Origin of the sequence: Methylophilus flavus (assembly GCF_042678905.1) — a bacterium.
GTDB lineage: Bacteria > Pseudomonadota > Gammaproteobacteria > Burkholderiales > Methylophilaceae > Methylophilus > Methylophilus flavus.
Window position 1 is genome coordinate 1,918,975 of the sequence record NZ_JBHTLN010000001.1, and the last position, 15,941, is coordinate 1,934,915.

The following is a 15,941-nucleotide window of genomic DNA, read 5'->3' on the forward strand; positions in this document are numbered from 1 at the left end:
TACAAACTAAATCGCATTCGCCCTATAAATTTATCCGGTGACTGCCGTTAATCTTCATATATTGAGCATACATGCTTGAAAGTACGGTGGCTTCCTATGGAGCCACCGCTTTTATGTCCTATTCCCAAGTAAGGCACCTTGATGAAAATAGAATTCAAAAAATCAGAGACACAATCCAGCCTGGATTTTGTCTATATCAATGAAGTATTTGCAGGCGAATTTATTGCCGATGAAATCAATGAATCGTACCTGTTTGTGCCTGCCGAGGGTGACCGTATATTACTTTCGCGCATTGCTTATGATGAAGCCTGCAAACTGCTGACCGGTGAATTATCACAGATGTATATGTATCGTTCTGCCAAGGCTGCTTAAAAAATACTTCAATTGGGTACATTAAGCTGCCCCTGTCTGTACTTTTAATAGGTAACGGCCATCGCTATGCTAGCTGCCAATCTGAGGTCAGCCACCAGCTTTTCATAACGCAGTTTTTTAGTTACCTCATCCTGCGAGCGCAGGACGAATGAGGGATGATAAGTCACCAGCGCCTGCCGGTTTTCCTGGAGTTGAAACAGTTTGCCGCGATTGGCTTCCATTTCCAGCGCCGTGCCAGTGATGGCATGCGCCGCCACTGTTCCTAACGCCACCACGATGCGTGGCTGTACGATAGCAATCTCACCCTGCAACCAAGGCTGATAAGTCCTGATATCACCCAAGCCAGGCAGCATGCGCACCCGTCGCGTCCCCTGCAGCTTGAATTTATAGTGCTTGAGCGCATTCGTCACATACACCTCGCCACGCTGTATGCCTGCTTCTGACAATGCCTGATTGAGCAGTTTGCCTGCCGGCCCGATAAAAGGTTGCCCCGCCAGATCTTCCTGCTCGCCCGGATGTTCACCAAGCAGCATGATGGATGCTGGCGCGATGCCGGTTCCCAGCACTGCCTGCGTGGAATGGACCGCCAGCGGAAATTCCATGGACGCCTGCATGCGCTCGTTGAGCATTCGCAAAGCATGGCTGGCATCATTCATATCCGGGTCCAACACAGGGCTCGTTTTTTTCGCCACATACTTCACGATTTTGCGTTGCGGTGTCGTAGGCTGGGCAATGATCATGTTATCCATGCGCTGCGACGAATCCGCAATCAGCCCGGCAATCAGTGGCGCCTCCGGCAGATTGCGCCAGTATTTCTTGGGCATCTGCGCCAGCATGGCGGAAACCTTAAGCCGGGCCGGGTTGAAGATACTGCGATAGTAAGAGCGCCATAAATCCTCTCCTGCATCGTCAACCGGTGCATCCGCCTTGCTGGCACCTGGACCGTAGCTCAAAGAATCGCCATCCCAGTGCATGCAGATCTCCGGGGTGAGTATGGACCAGCGCATATTGGTAAAACGGCCAGTGAAAAATGGCGCCGCCGCCTGCACAATATGATGGCCAGGCTCAAACCAGGCAATGAATTCGGATTCCCCGTTTTCCATTTCTATCTCGCGGAAGCGCACGAATGCTTTCATCTTGTGCAGGTCGCGCCGTACTGCTTTGATCATGAATTGCACTTTGGCCACATCGGGGTCAAATGACACCTGTAGCAGTTTCGGCTCCTGTTTTAAACGCCATAGCAGGCGATATAGCAGGGCAAAGCGTGTTGGGTCACTATGCAGGATAGCTTTGCTGCACAGTTCAATGAACTCTCGCGGCACCTTGAATTCTGTAAGTGGAACCGGGCTGAATTGGCCTGGCTTACAAGGCTGGCCAGGCGGCGTTCCGGGCACAAAATCCGGAAGATCAAATAATCCGTTGCTTTCTTCACCCACACGCCATTCGAGAGTTTCAGGGGCAACCCCTTGCGCCAATAAGGCACGTGCAGCGGTGCGCCAGCCGTCGAAATCTGTTTCATTGACTAACCGGACAATCTGCATCATCAAACCGGCTCAAACAAGCCGAATTGTTGCGGTGGCATCACTTGCTGCATCTGCTGTTTCAGGTCGTGGTGGTCCAGGCTATGTCCTGGATGATAGTCAGGCAGCACCACGAACGGCAGTATTTTTTTCAGCGACACGCGCAAGCGGGCCAGGTCATCATGCCGGATGGCACGTACCCTGCGCGCCGAGATAATCCGTGCAACGCTGGTCACACCCAGCCCTGGCACACGCAACAGCATGGCTTTGGGCGCGCTGTTGAGGTCTACCGGAAACTGCTCTCTATGTTGCAGTGCCCAAGCCATTTTAGGGTCAACGTCCAGGTCCAGCATGCCATCATTTCCGGTGACTATCTCTTCGGTGTTAAAGCCGTAAAAGCGCAGCAGCCAGTCGGCCTGGTATAGCCGGTGTTCGCGCACCAGTGGTGGCGATTTAAGCGGGAGCATCTTGCTGGCATCGGGGATTGGACTGAAAGCCGAGTAATAAACGCGACGTAGTTTGTAGGCACCATAAAGATTGGCACTGGTATCGAGGATGGCGCGGTCATCGGTCGCATCGGCACCGACGATCATCTGTGTACTCTGGCCGCCAGGCGCGAAACGCGGCGGTTTTTTGCCGGTCAGCGTCTTGTCCTTGCTTTCGTCTATCTTGAGCCGCAGGTGCCCCATGGATCGTCGGATGGCCTGCCCGTCTTTCTCCGGCGCCAGGGTATGCAGGCTGGCGATGGTCGGCAGCTCGACATTGATGCTGAGGCGGTCGGCATACAGCCCCGCGCGCGCCATCAGTTCCGGGCTGGCATCGGGGATGGTCTTGAGGTGGATATAGCCGCGGAAGTCATGCACCTCGCGCAATACACGTGCGACTTCCACCACCTGCTCCATGGTGTAGTCAGGGTTGCGGATGATGCCGGAACTCAGGAACAACCCTTCAATATAGTTACGCCGGTAAAAACTCAAGGTGAGGTTCACCACCTCCTCGACATTGAAGCGCGCACGCGCCACATTGCTGCTGACACGGTTGACGCAATACACGCAGTCGTACACGCAAAAGTTGGTCAGCAGTATCTTCAGCAGCGAAATACAACGCCCGTCGGGCGCATAGCTGTGGCATATGCCCATGCCTGTGGTTGAGCCTATGCCCTTGCCGTCACTTGATGTTCGCTTGTCAGTACCGCTGGAAGCGCATGAAGCATCATATTTGGCGGCGTCAGCCAGTATTTCGAGTTTTTGCTTGAGTTCCATAGGGTCTTTATTTAGTTACTAGTGAAGTGACATTCAGAACAGGCCTATCGCCTGTTCAAATCTGGTTAAGCAACGAAGAAATATTGGCTTAACTTGAATCTTTAGAAGTTAATTGAGAACTGAAATTAGGAAGCTAAAAAAATATTTATTTATTGTAACAATAAAATTGTTATTTTTGTTACAATAAAATTTATGAAAAAAGACGAATTGAAAATCACTGGCAGAAAACCAGGTTCAGGGCGCAAGGTAGGTTCGGGTACCTTCCGCGAGGAAACCTCTGTCATCCGGGTGCCTAACAGCCAGAAACCTGCCATTGCCGACTTCCTTGAAGCCTATGCCAGGAAGCAGCGCCTGCATGAGCTTAAAGACAATCTGGATACGGTGGATGCATTCGCGCAACCGGTATCAGCCACTGAAAGCATCAGCCTGCCCTTGTATGAGTCCAAAGTGCCGGCCGGTCTGCCGTCACCCGCTAACAGTGATATCGAAGAACAGCTGGACCTGTACCAATACCTGATTGCGAATACCGATGACACCTTCTTTATCACGATACAGGGTGAATCCATGATTGAAGTCGGCCTGATGCCAGGCGACAAAGCCATTGTGCAAAAACGCAAACAGCCAGCGATGGGCGATATCGTATTAGCCATGATAGATGGCGAATTCACCGTTAAAACGCTGGCCAAACAATCAAACGGCCTGCCCAAACTATTACCTGCAAACTCTTCCGGCAGATACAGCCCCATCCTCATTCAGAGCAGGATGGAGTTTCAAATCTGGGGTGTAGTCACAGGTTCTTTCAGGAAATTCTGATCATGACACGTAAAAACATTATTTCGAGCAACTGGGCCAATGGCGTGTGCCGGGCCAACGATATCAACATCAACTATCTAAGGACAGGTGGCAACAAGCCGCCTTTAATTGCACTGCATGGTCTGGCAGGCAGTGGCGCCTGCTGGTCGCAAATGGCACGTGCCCTTGAGAAAGACTATGACGTGATCATGCCTGATGCCAGGGGCCATGGCTTATCCAGTGCGCCATCACATGGCTACACCTATCAGGACCATGCCAATGATGTCATTGAACTGATCCGCACACTGGGTATTAAATCCCCCTATCTGCTCGGGCATTCCATGGGCGGCATGACGGCTGCCATGGTCGCGAGCCGCCTGGGATTCGCGATCAGTGGCCTGGTCCTGGCTGACCCGACATTTATCAGCCCCGAATGGCAGGAGGGCATATATGAAAGTGGGGTGGTGGATCAACATCTGCAACTATTGAAATCCACCAAGGAAGCACTATTCAGGGAAGCAAAAGCCAGGCATAGATACCGCTCGTCCGAGCTGATCGAGCATATCATTCAAGCCAGGCTACAGACCAACGTAAAAGCGTTTGATGTGCTGATCCCGCCAAACCCGGAATTTGATGAGTTGATCCGCAATGTCTATGTGCCGACATTACTGGTACTTGGCAGCGAAGGCATTGTGTCTTCAGAAACAGCGCTTGAGTTGCATAAACTCAACCCTGACCTGCAATACAAGTTGATTCCCGATGCAGGGCATGGACTGCCTTATGATGAACCGGCACGCCTGGCTGCTGCGGTGGATGCATTCTTAAGACCGGTTGCCACTGCGGTGAAGCGGGTTAAAACGCATACAAGATCTAATGCATATGCAGCATCCTTCGCCTATTAATCACAACCTGGCAAGGGGTGCAGATCTGTCAGCTATCTTCACGGTGATCACCGCCTAAGACGGTGACCCCGCATTTAATTTGGCAGGATTCCTGGTTCAATATGTATTGTGAATAAGGTAAAGAGACTTACAATCCCACTAACAATCAAGACGTATCGCGCATATAATTTTTATACTTCGTTTACACGTAACTGATTAAATCTATACAAAAAATTTATTTATTTTCCTGAACAATGCACACTCCAAAAAGTGATTATTTTGTTTAAGGATATAGGGTGAATAAATCCATCATTCATTGTTGTGCATTGGCACTGCCATTGCTGGCGAGTGACGGTTACTCGGAAGAGTTGCCAGATTTCAGTGCTGCCGAATTTAAGGTCGGTGGCTATCTCGAGTCATATTACAGCAAGGATTTCAATGATCCCGCCGTGCAAAAAAGACCTGCATTTATCTACAGCTATAACCAGGATGACAGCCTGCAAATCAATCTTGCGCTGATCAAGGCCGACATCACCGCCAGCCATTTCAGGGCACACCTGGGTGTCGCCTCCGGTACCTATATGAAAGCTAACTATGCTGCCGAGAATCGCACCTTGCAGCATCTGTATGAAGCCAATGTAGGCGTAAAACTTTCTGATGAGCAGGATATATGGCTGGATGTGGGCGTCATGCCTTCACACATAGGTTTTGAGAGTGCCATAGGCGCTGACAACTGGACCCTGACCAGAAGCATGATGGCCGATAACTCGCCGTATTTTGAGACTGGTGCCAGGCTCTCTTATACCAGTACAGATGGCAAATGGTATGTCAGCGGCTTGCTTGTGAATGGCTGGCAACGGATACACCGGCCAGATGGCAATACCACCCCTTCACTGGGCCATCAGATCACTTACAGGCCCAGTGACAGGCTGACCATCAACAGCAGCTCATTCATCGGCAATGACAAATCAGATGCTGATCGCCAGATGCGTTACTTTCACAACTTATACGCACAGGTAAAACTGGACGACAACTGGGCTGTGTTGGCTGGTCTTGATGTCGGCGCCGAGCAAAGGCTGGATGACAGGGGCCGCTACAATGTGTGGTATTCGCCTAACCTGATTTTCAGATACCGTTATTCGGACCAACTGAGTCTGGCAGTCAGGGCGGAATATTACCAGGACAAGAAAGGGGTGATTGTCAGCACGGATATTCCCAACGGCTTCAGGACCCAGGGCTATTCAGTCAATATGGATTATCAGCTTTATCCTTCTATACTGCTCCGCGCCGAGCTTCGCCAGTTCATTAGCAAAGACCGCATCTTTCTCAAAGATGACAATGACTTTTCCAGCCGTAGCCTGATGGCGACCACCTCCCTGTCTGTCAGTTTCTGATCAGTTTCCAAACCCCATATCCAAACGCTCCTGAGCTGCCGTATTTATAACTTTTTTATACGGTAGCTTTTTTTAATTACAACTTCTTTATTTCGCCAGGCGTAACCTCAGTACTCGTAAAAGATGTGACGAATGCCACATTTTTCCATTTCCATGAAATGTCAGAGGCACTGAAAAATGATTTATTTAATTAGCGGATTGATCGCAGGATTTCTGTTCGTATACCTGATATATGCCCTTATCAAGCCGGAGCATTTTTAACATGACCGCAGATGGCTTTATTCAATTGGGTTTATACATGCTGGTACTGGTGCTGTTCACCAAGCCGGTAGGAATTTTGATTTATCGGGTACTGGAAACACAGTGGCTATCTCGCTGTAGATGGCTGGGGGCACCAGAGCGGTCGATTTATAAATTGTCCGGCATAGATCCGCAACAGGAAATGGACTGGAAAGCTTATGCCTGGGCTTTACTGGCTTTTAATGTTGTCGGTGTTTTCTTCCTGTTCGTTTTACAGCTGCTGCAATTCTGGCTGCCACTCAATCCAGAGCAGCTGGCGAGCCCCTCGATTGATTCTGCCTTCAATACCGCCGTCAGTTTTGTAACCAATACCAACTGGCAAGGTTATGCCGGTGAATCGACCATGAGCTATTTCACGCAGATGGTCGGTTTGTCGGTGCAGAACTTTGTCTCCGCAGCTACCGGTATTACGGTTGTGATCGCCTTGATTCGCGGTTTTGCCCGCCATTCCAGCACCGGCCTGGGTAATTTCTGGGTAGACCTGACGCGCAGCACGTTGTATCTGTTGATCCCGGGTTCACTGATACTGGCCACCCTGTTTATGCAACAAGGCATGATCCAGAACTTCAATCCTTATGTCACCGCCCATACGCTGGAAACCACACAGTACTCAGCGCCTGTAAAAGACGCACAGGGTACAGCAGCGCTGGATGCGCAAGGACAGCCAGTACTCACTACCGTGACAACACAAACCCAGCATATCCCCATGGGTGCGGTTGCCTCGCAGGAGGCGATCAAAATGCTGGGCACCAATGGCGGTGGTTTCTTCAATGCCAACTCGGCACATCCTTTTGAAAACCCGACGCCGTTCACCAACTTCCTGCAGATGCTGGCTATTTTCCTGATCCCGGCAGCCCTTTGCTATGCATTCGGTTTAATGGTCGGTGACCGCAGGCAAGGCTGGGCGATATTTACTGCCATGGCAATCCTGTTCGTGGTGTTAGCCACCGTGGTCATGTGGGCCGAGCAAGCAGGTAATCCTGTTTTGTCGCATCTGGGTGCAGACACCACTGCATCCGCCCTGCAGGCGGGCGGCAATATGGAGGGCAAGGAAACACGCTTTGGTATCAACAGTTCGGCCTTGTTCGCCACCATTACCACCGCGGCCTCCTGCGGCGCAGTCAATGCCATGCACGACTCTTTCACGCCCATCGGCGGCATGATCCCGATGTGGCTGATGCAGCTGGGGGAAGTGGTGTTCGGCGGGGTCGGGTCCGGCCTGTATACCATGCTGATCTACGCCGTGATTGCGGTATTCGTGGCCGGCTTGATGATAGGCCGTACCCCGGAATACCTGGGCAAGAAGATCGAGATTTTCGAAATGAAAATGTCAGCACTGATCATCCTCGTTACACCGATGCTGGTACTGGCAGGTACGGCGATTACAGTGCTGGTGACGCCTGGCCTGGCAGGCATCGCCAATCCGGGTGCGCATGGCTTCAGCGAGGTTTTATATGCTTACTCCTCAGCGGCTAACAACAATGGCAGCGCGTTTGCCGGGCTATCTGCCAACACCCCTTTCTATAACTACATGCTGGCCGCCGCCATGTGGTTCGGACGCTTCGGCATCATTATTCCAATACTGGCAATTGCCGGCTCTCTGGCCAGCAAAAAGAGGATTACCCCTGGCCTGGGCACTTTGCCTACCCATGGTCCGCTTTTCATAGGCTTGCTGATAGGCACTGTCATTCTGGTAGGGGCATTGACCTACATTCCGGCGTTGGCCCTGGGGCCCGGCATCGAGCAGTTATTGATGACTGCCGGGCACTGAATGCGAAGCTTAGATTAAGATTATTGGAGAATAGGTATGGTAAAGAAATCAATGGGCGCTTTACTGCCGGTTGACCAGTTCAAGGCAGCGTTTGTCCAGTCCATGATCAGACTGGCACCGCAGGCACAATGGCGCAACCCGGTGATGTTTGTGGTGTATCTGGGCAGCATCCTGACCCTGGTGCTGTTCGCTTATGCCTGTGTTTCGCAAGGGGCGGAGCATATCAAATTTATCGGCATGATCACTTTGTGGTTATGGTCGACAGTGATTTTTGCAAACTTCTCCGAGGCGGTTGCCGAAGGCAGGAGTAAAGCGCAGGCAGCCAGTTTGCGCAGTTCTAAAAAGAATGTGCCGGCAAAGAAGTTGAACGGTACCACTAAGTCAGCCGGTGTGACTGTGGTAGACAGCCTTTCGCTGCTTAAAGGCGATATTGTGCTGGTTGAAGCGGGTGATGTGATCCCGGCTGACGGCGAAGTGATTGAAGGCATTGCCTCTGTGAATGAGGCCGCCATCACCGGTGAATCTGCGCCTGTGATCCGCGAGTCCGGAGGTGATTTCAGCGCAGTGACCGGTGGCACACAGGTCCTGTCGGACTGGATAGTGGTGCGCATTACCGTCAACCCCGGCGAAGCCTTTCTGGACCGTATGATTGCGATGGTCGAAGGCGCAAAACGCCAGAAAACCCCTAACGAAATTGCACTGACCATCCTGCTGGTGTCGCTGACGATTGTGTTTTTACTGGCGACTGTCACCCTGCTGCCATTCTCAATCTTCAGCGTTAATGTCAGCGGTGCTGGCGAGCCGGTATCCATCGTGGTACTTGTCGCCTTGCTGGTATGTCTGATACCGACCACGATTGCCGGATTGCTGTCCGCGATCGGCGTGGCTGGCATGAGCCGCATGATGCAAGCCAATGTGATTGCCGTTTCCGGCAGAGCGGTGGAAGCTGCCGGCGATGTGGATGTGCTGTTGCTGGATAAAACCGGCACGATTACCTTGGGTAATAGGCAGGCCTCCGCTTTTTACCCGGTCAGCGGCATCACTGAAGAGGCGCTGGCGGATGTCGCGCAACTCTCCTCACTCGCGGATGAGACACCGGAAGGCCGCAGCATTGTGGTGCTGGCAAAAAACAAATTCTCTATCCGCGAGCGCGACATGCAATCGTTGGGCGCCGTCTTCGTCCCTTTCTCGGCGCATAGCAAAATGAGCGGTATCAACTTGCAGGACAGGGTGATCCGCAAAGGTGCAGCGAGTGCGATTAAACAGCATATCCAGAGCCTGGGTGGCATTGTCCCGGAAGAGTTGAATCGCATCGTCGATGATATTTCCAGGCGTGGGAGTACCCCGCTGGTGGTGGCTGACCAGGACAAGGTTTTAGGCGCCATCGAGCTGAAAGACATTGTGAAAGGTGGCATCAAAGAGCGCTTTGCCGAATTGCGCAATATGGGTATCAAAACCATCATGATCACCGGTGACAACCGCCTGACTGCCGCTTCGATTGCGGCTGAAGCCGGTGTGGATGATTTTCTGGCAGAGGCAACCCCGGAAGCCAAGCTGAGCTTGATCCGCTCCCACCAGGCAGAAGGCAAACTGGTGGCCATGACCGGTGACGGTACCAATGACGCCCCTGCGCTGGCGCAGGCCGATGTGGCGGTGGCCATGAACACCGGCACCCAGGCGGCCAAAGAAGCGGGCAATATGGTGGACCTGGATTCCAACCCGACCAAACTGATCGAGATCGTGGAGATTGGCAAGCAAATGCTGATGACACGCGGCTCGCTGACCACCTTCAGTATTGCCAACGACATCGCCAAGTATTTCGCCATTATCCCGGCAGCCTTCGCCAGCACTTATCCGGCCCTGGCGACATTGAATATCATGCACCTGGCAACCCCGCAATCGGCCATCCTGTCAGCGGTGATCTTCAATGCCCTGATCATCATTGTGTTGATCCCTCTGGCGCTCAGGGGCGTCGCCTACCGGGCGATAGGCGCCGCAGCATTGCTGAGGCGGAATATGCTTGTGTATGGCCTGGGCGGCATCATTGTGCCGTTTATAGGCATCAAAGCCATTGATTTAATTCTGGTGACACTGGGTGTCGCTTAAACAGTGAAAGAAGGCTACCTTATGAAACAGGTTCTCCGCGCATCATTAGTCATGTTTATCTGTCTGACGCTAATCACAGGCGTGTTATATCCGCTATTGGTGACTGGGATTGGTCATACATTTTTCCCCGCACAAATCGCAGGTTCGTTAATCAGGAAGAATGGCGTGATGATTGGCTCTGCATTGATAGGACAGGACTTTCATAGCCCGCAGTATTTCTGGGGGCGCCCTTCTGCCACCGGCCCTTACCCGAACAATGCCGCTGCGTCTTCAGGTTCCAACCTCGGGCCGCTGAATCCTGCGCTGGCTGATGTAGTCACTACCAGATATAAACAATATCAATCATCAGGCTTCCCGGAAACACCGGTGCCGGTAGAATTATTAACGGCTTCCGCAAGCGGATTAGACCCTGACATCAGTCCGGCCGCAGCCTTGTACCAGGTGAACAGAGTGGCCAAGGTAAGGCAGATGGATATTGATCAGTTAAAAGCACTGATAGCCAACAACACCATTCCTCGCCAGTTTGGCATTCTGGGCGAGCCAAGATTGAATGTGCTGGCTTTGAACCTGGCACTGGATGAAATGGCCTCTGTTCAAAAGTAAGCGAAGGCCGGGTTGCCAGGCAATGTGACGGTAACGATTATTCTTGCCCTGGCAAATGACTGCCTATATTGTCATAACCAGTTACATCAGTTTCGTTAGATTCCCATGGTGACCAGAATCGATATTGCATGAATCAACACACGCAACGCCCTGATCCTGACCAGCTGCTGAAGCAGCTGCATCTGGAAGATAAAAAGAGCCTGCGCGGCAAGCTGAAAGTCTTTTTCGGCAGCTCGGCAGGCGTAGGTAAAACCTATGCCATGCTGAAGGCGGCGCATGCACTGCTGCGGGAACATGTGCATGTCCTGGTAGGCGTCATTGAAACGCATGGCCGCTCCGATACCGAGTCCGTATTGCAAGGCCTGCCGGTTCTGCCGCTCAGGGAAATCAGCTACCGGGATAAAGCCCTCAAGGAATTCGATATTGATGAAGCTTTGCGCATACACCCTACCGTGATCCTGGTGGATGAACTGGCGCACTCCAACGTAGAAGGTTCCCGGCACAAAAAACGCTGGCAGGATGTGGAAGAATTACTTTCTTCCGGCATCGATGTTTACACCACGGTCAATGTTCAGCATATAGAAAGCCTGAATGATATTGTGGCGCAGATCACCGGTATCAAAGTACTGGAGACCATCCCGGACCGGGTGTTTGACCTGGCCGACGAAGTCTTGCTGATAGACCTGCCACCGGAAGAGTTATTACAGCGGCTGGATGAGGGCCGCATCTATATCCCTGAACAAGCGAAAAAAGCCACCGAGCATTTTTTCCGCAAGGGTAACCTGATTGCGCTGCGCGAGCTGGCGCTCAGGAGGACAGCAGATCGTGTCGATGCCCAGATGCAGGAATACCGGCAGAACCAGTCTATCCATCAGGTATGGCAGACCTACGAAAGAATACTGGTTGGCATAGGCCCGGGCAGAGATTCAGAGAACCTGATACGCACCGCCGCCAGGCTCGCCTCCAGCCTGAAAGCCGAATGGCTGGCCGTTTTTATTGAAACACCGGCCGCACAAGAAGTCAGTTTGGAGGAACGAAAACAGGTGACCGATTTGTTGCGCCTGGCACAAAGCCTGGGTGCCGTCACCGCCAACCTGAATGGTGATTCGGTAACCGACACCCTGCTTGACTATGCGCGCAGCCACAATGTCTCGCGTATTGTGATTGGCAAGCCTACGCGATCGCTGCTTGCGCGCTTTTTTAATCCAAGTGTCAGTGACCAGATCGCCAAGACCAAAAGCGATATCGATGTGCATATTGTGATGAAAAGCCAGTATAGGGCCGAGCAGGTGAAAAAGCCTGTCCCGGTGTCAGGTGAGCTTTCATCACACTTCACGCCGCAAAAGCAGCGCGGCTACGTATGGGCCCTGATCATCAGTGCCATCACTTCCATGGTGGCGAGTATATTGCTGCCGTATTTTGAACTGGCCAATATCATTATGCTGTACCTGCTGGGTGTGATGCTGATTTCAATGCGCTATGGCAGAGGCCCGGGCATAGTGGCGTCTTTGCTCAGTGTATCCACCTTTGATTTCTTTTTTGTACCGCCACGCTTTTCATTTTCAGTCACCGACACCCAGTATGTGATGACATTCGGTATCATGCTGTCAGTGGCCCTGGTCATCAGTAACCTGACCTCGATTTTAAGAAGGCAGGCCATCATTGCCAGTTACCGTGAAAAGCGCAGCTTTGCGTTGTATGAAATCGGTAAAGAGCTTGCTTCCGCCATGACCACTTCACATATCGTAGAGGTCAGTATCCACCATGTTTCCAGGATGTTTAATTCCAGTGTCGCCATATTAACGCCGGGCGCTGACGAACAGTTACAGGTCGTGCATCTGTCGGGCACCCGTAAATATCCTGATCTGTCTCCAGCCCAACTGGAAGATGTGGATATCGGTATCGCACAATGGACATATGATCATCAGCAGCAGGCCGGCCTGGGCACCGATACCCTGCCCTCCAGCAAAATACTGTATATCCCGTTAAAAGCGCCTATGCGTACCCGAGGCGTGCTGGCGATTTCACCTGCAAGTATCCAGGATATTATGCTGCCTGAGCACCGGCAACTGCTTGACACTTTTGCCTCGCAGATCGGGCTGGGGCTGGAAAGAAAACATTATGTTGAGGTAGCGAGAGACGCCTTGATTTCCATGGAAACCGAACACCTGCGTAACTCATTACTCAGTGCGATCTCGCATGACCTGCGCACGCCGCTGACCAGTATCATCGGTACCACCAGCCAACTGAAAGACGGGCTCCAGAACGGCTCAAATGAGCATGAACTGGTGACAGCCCTGCATGAGCAGGCTTACCGCATGCAAAGCCTGGTGCTGAATCTGCTGGATATGGCCAGGCTGCAATCAGGCACAGTTAAGCTGAACAGCGACTGGCAGGTGCTGGAAGAAATCATAGGCTCGGCCATTAACGGGTTACGTATGGTGTTGCAGGACCACCGTATCACCGTTAAACCTATGGAAGCCATTCCACTATTATTCGTCGATGCGGTGTTGATAGAACGTGTGTTCAGTAACCTGCTGGATAATGCCTGTAAATACAGTGATGCCGGTTCGAATATCATGATTGCTGCCAATTGCGATAACAGCCACGTGTATATTTCGGTTGCAGATGAAGGCCAGGGCCTGCCCCCAGGTATGGAAGACAGCATTTTCCAGAAGTTTACCCGTGGGCGTAGTGAATCCTCTACCCCGGGTGTTGGATTGGGGCTATCCATCTGTAAATCCATAATCGAGGCGCATGGCGGAAGAATATGGGCCGAGAAAAACCAGGAAAAAGGAGCGACCTTTATGTTTAGCTTGCCGGTCAAACCACAGCCCGTGATTGATGAACTGGAAACGTGAGCATGAGTGAAAGTACAAAATCCTCTATCGTGGTGATTGAGGATGACGAGCAAATCCGCAAGCTGGTCACCATGATCCTTGAAGGCGAAGATTTCATTGTATATAGCGCAGATACTGGCAAGCGCGGGCTGGTGGAAGTCGGCACCCGCAAACCCGATATCGCCATCATTGACCTTGGGCTTCCGGACATGGATGGGGTGGACCTGATCCAGGATATCCGGGTCTGGGGCAGCCTGCCCATCATTGTGCTGTCCGCCAGGACCAACGAGATAGAGAAAGTACGCGCGCTTGATGCAGGCGCTGATGATTACATTATCAAACCTTTCGGTGCAGCGGAATTGCTAGCCAGGGTAAGGGCGCATTTAAGAAGACGCAACAACAATCCAAGCGCACAACAAAGCCAAGTCACCTTTGGCGAAGTGACAGTAGACTTTATCAAACGCCAGGTTTACCGCAACGGTGCGCCAGTGTCACTGACACCGATTGAATACCGGCTGTTAACCGCTTTACTTAGATCAGCCGGATGTGTGCTCACTCAGCGCACGCTGCTTAAAGAAGTATGGGGGCCATCTTATGTCGAACATGCGCATTATTTGCGCATTTATATGGGTCACCTGCGTAACAAGCTTGAACGTGACCCGGCGCAACCCCGGCATCTGATTACCGAGATCGCGGTGGGCTACAGGATAGTGCTGGAGCCATGACCTGATTTAATTTCATTCAGGCCAGCTGTTCAAATGCACTGATAAGGTCCTTTGCAAGCGCATCGGAAACATTTGTAAGGGGTAACCTCAACTCATGCCCAATCATGCCCTGGTGCGCCAGTAATGCTTTAAGCGGGGCTGGATTTGTTTCCCTGAAAAGTAATTCAATCAATTTCTCAACATTTGTAAATTGTTGCTTGGCGCCAGCCAGATCGCCTGCACGCATCAATTCATAAATCCTGATAAAAGCATCGGTATGAATATGGGCAGCGGCTGAGATTGCGCCAGTAGCTCCGTACTGCATCGCGCTAAGCATCAGCGCATCGTCGCCACACATCACGTTGAGTGGCGTATGTGCAATAGCCTTTATTAAATCAGGCAGGCTGCCGCTGGACTCTTTTAACCCGATAATCTGCGGATGGCTTGCCAGGGTTTTCAAGGTGTCCAGTTCAAGTGAAACACCGCAACGGGAAGGTACGTTGTATAGCACTATCGGTTTATTTATTGAATCTGCGATCAGCGTGAAATGCCTGATCAGCCCGGCTTGTGACGGTTTTACAAAAGGCGGCGGCGCAATGAGGAAACCTGATATCTGATATCGCTCCAGCATTCTTGCCTGTTGTATCACGTCTGCTGTCTCGATGCCGTTCAGGCCGACGAGTATAGGTACCTGCTCATCTGCCATTTCCAATAATATTTCAATGATGGTTGTTTTTTCAGTCAGGCTTAAACAACCGAACTCGCCGGTCGTACTGCAGGCTACCAGACCATGCACGCCAGCGTTTAGCAGTTGTTGCGTCAGTCGGCGCAAGGCGCTGACATCTAATGTGCCGTTCTTGTACGGTGTCACAACCGGTACCCAAATACCCTTTAGGCGCTGTTTCGCTAAGTGTGCCTGGTGTAAGTGTGATTCAGAATATGACGTCGATGCTAATTGCGGTATCGCACTGCCAGGGTCTAACGCACCGGGATTGTCTAACATGCTAGCCTTCCCTTTTCACACGGCCAAACTCGGCGGCATCCAGCGCTGTCATCACATCGTGCATGATGCGACAGCTATGCCCTGCCCGAATCTTTAAATTCACTTTTAATCGTTTGGAGTGTTCTATCGGTTTAACTGTGTATGAGTCCACAATTTGAGAGAGTTTTGTTGCAATTAAGTAGCGTAGCGCACTGACCAGATTTACTTCAATAATGATGGGCATTTTTTCAAACAATACCGGTTCAGGTTTGTGTTTGAATGGACGGGACATAGCAACCGGACGTTTTACTGGTAACCCGAATGCTGTGTGACGAAAGCCTTTTTCGAAGGCAATAATGGCTGACTGCATACCCCACTCTTTCGTGTTGTTAAGATGGGGAAAGTGTAATTGTC

The 15,941-nt window shown here is 51.6% G+C and carries 14 protein-coding genes; 10 read left to right on the top strand and 4 right to left on the bottom strand.

Features of this window, described 5'->3' with window-relative positions:
- The first annotated feature begins 141 nt into the window (after positions 1 to 141).
- Positions 142 to 372, top strand: a complete 231-nt coding sequence (locus ACFQ2T_RS09360; RefSeq protein WP_379033534.1) for a hypothetical protein — start codon at positions 142 to 144, stop codon at positions 370 to 372.
- Between the two features lie 44 nt (positions 373 to 416).
- Here the strand turns inward: ACFQ2T_RS09360 and ACFQ2T_RS09365 are convergent, their stop codons facing one another.
- Together ACFQ2T_RS09365 and ACFQ2T_RS09370 are read right to left on the bottom strand one after the other, a co-directional pair.
- Positions 417 to 1,916 (bottom strand): UdgX family uracil-DNA binding protein, encoded by a 1,500-nt coding sequence (locus ACFQ2T_RS09365; protein WP_379033537.1) that lies wholly within the window; start codon positions 1,914 to 1,916, stop codon positions 417 to 419.
- Positions 1,916 to 3,154, bottom strand: coding sequence for a putative DNA modification/repair radical SAM protein (locus ACFQ2T_RS09370; protein WP_379033540.1), 1,239 nt, complete (start codon positions 3,152 to 3,154; stop codon positions 1,916 to 1,918). Before ACFQ2T_RS09370 ends, ACFQ2T_RS09365 begins: the two co-directional genes overlap by 1 nt.
- 192 nt (positions 3,155 to 3,346) lie before the next feature.
- On the opposite strand from ACFQ2T_RS09370, the gene ACFQ2T_RS09375 reads away from it, so the two are divergent.
- The 9 genes from ACFQ2T_RS09375 to ACFQ2T_RS09415 all read left to right on the top strand — a co-directional run bounded on the left by ACFQ2T_RS09375 (position 3,347) and on the right by ACFQ2T_RS09415 (position 14,566).
- A complete protein-coding gene (locus ACFQ2T_RS09375; RefSeq protein ID WP_379033543.1) occupies positions 3,347 to 3,967 on the top strand; it encodes a LexA family protein in 621 nt (206 codons plus the stop codon).
- A gap of 2 nt (positions 3,968 to 3,969) precedes the next feature.
- Positions 3,970 to 4,848 carry an alpha/beta fold hydrolase gene (locus ACFQ2T_RS09380; protein ID WP_379033546.1) on the top strand — a complete coding sequence of 293 codons (879 nt, stop codon included), beginning with the start codon at positions 3,970 to 3,972 and terminating at the stop codon, positions 4,846 to 4,848.
- Positions 4,849 to 5,123: 275 nt separating this feature from the next.
- A complete protein-coding gene (locus tag ACFQ2T_RS09385) occupies positions 5,124 to 6,221 on the top strand; it encodes a porin (RefSeq protein ID WP_379033548.1) in 1,098 nt (365 codons plus the stop codon).
- A 177-nt stretch (positions 6,222 to 6,398) separates the two neighbouring features.
- On the top strand, positions 6,399 to 6,482 hold the full coding sequence (gene kdpF, locus ACFQ2T_RS09390) for a K(+)-transporting ATPase subunit F (protein WP_379033952.1): 84 nt from the start codon (positions 6,399 to 6,401) through the stop codon (positions 6,480 to 6,482).
- Position 6,483: 1 nt separating this feature from the next.
- Positions 6,484 to 8,292 carry a potassium-transporting ATPase subunit KdpA gene (gene kdpA / locus ACFQ2T_RS09395; RefSeq protein ID WP_379033551.1) on the top strand — a complete coding sequence of 603 codons (1,809 nt, stop codon included), beginning with the start codon at positions 6,484 to 6,486 and terminating at the stop codon, positions 8,290 to 8,292.
- A 51-nt stretch (positions 8,293 to 8,343) separates the two neighbouring features.
- Positions 8,344 to 10,398 carry a potassium-transporting ATPase subunit KdpB gene (kdpB, locus tag ACFQ2T_RS09400; protein ID WP_379033954.1) on the top strand — a complete coding sequence of 685 codons (2,055 nt, stop codon included), beginning with the start codon at positions 8,344 to 8,346 and terminating at the stop codon, positions 10,396 to 10,398.
- Between the two features lie 21 nt (positions 10,399 to 10,419).
- Positions 10,420 to 11,001, top strand: a complete 582-nt coding sequence (gene kdpC, locus ACFQ2T_RS09405) for a potassium-transporting ATPase subunit KdpC (protein WP_379033553.1) — start codon at positions 10,420 to 10,422, stop codon at positions 10,999 to 11,001.
- A 128-nt stretch (positions 11,002 to 11,129) separates the two neighbouring features.
- Positions 11,130 to 13,862 (top strand): DUF4118 domain-containing protein, encoded by a 2,733-nt coding sequence (locus tag ACFQ2T_RS09410; RefSeq protein ID WP_379033556.1) that lies wholly within the window; start codon positions 11,130 to 11,132, stop codon positions 13,860 to 13,862.
- A gap of 2 nt (positions 13,863 to 13,864) precedes the next feature.
- Positions 13,865 to 14,566 carry a response regulator gene (locus ACFQ2T_RS09415; RefSeq protein WP_379033559.1) on the top strand — a complete coding sequence of 234 codons (702 nt, stop codon included), beginning with the start codon at positions 13,865 to 13,867 and terminating at the stop codon, positions 14,564 to 14,566.
- A gap of 16 nt (positions 14,567 to 14,582) precedes the next feature.
- On the opposite strand, the gene dapA is transcribed toward ACFQ2T_RS09415, so the two are convergent.
- Positions 14,583 to 15,548, bottom strand: coding sequence for a 4-hydroxy-tetrahydrodipicolinate synthase (dapA, locus tag ACFQ2T_RS09420; protein ID WP_379033562.1), 966 nt, complete (start codon positions 15,546 to 15,548; stop codon positions 14,583 to 14,585).
- Between the two features lies 1 nt (position 15,549).
- Positions 15,550 to 15,897 (bottom strand): hypothetical protein, encoded by a 348-nt coding sequence (locus ACFQ2T_RS09425; protein WP_379033565.1) that lies wholly within the window; start codon positions 15,895 to 15,897, stop codon positions 15,550 to 15,552.
- Between the last annotated feature and the right edge of the window lie 44 nt (positions 15,898 to 15,941).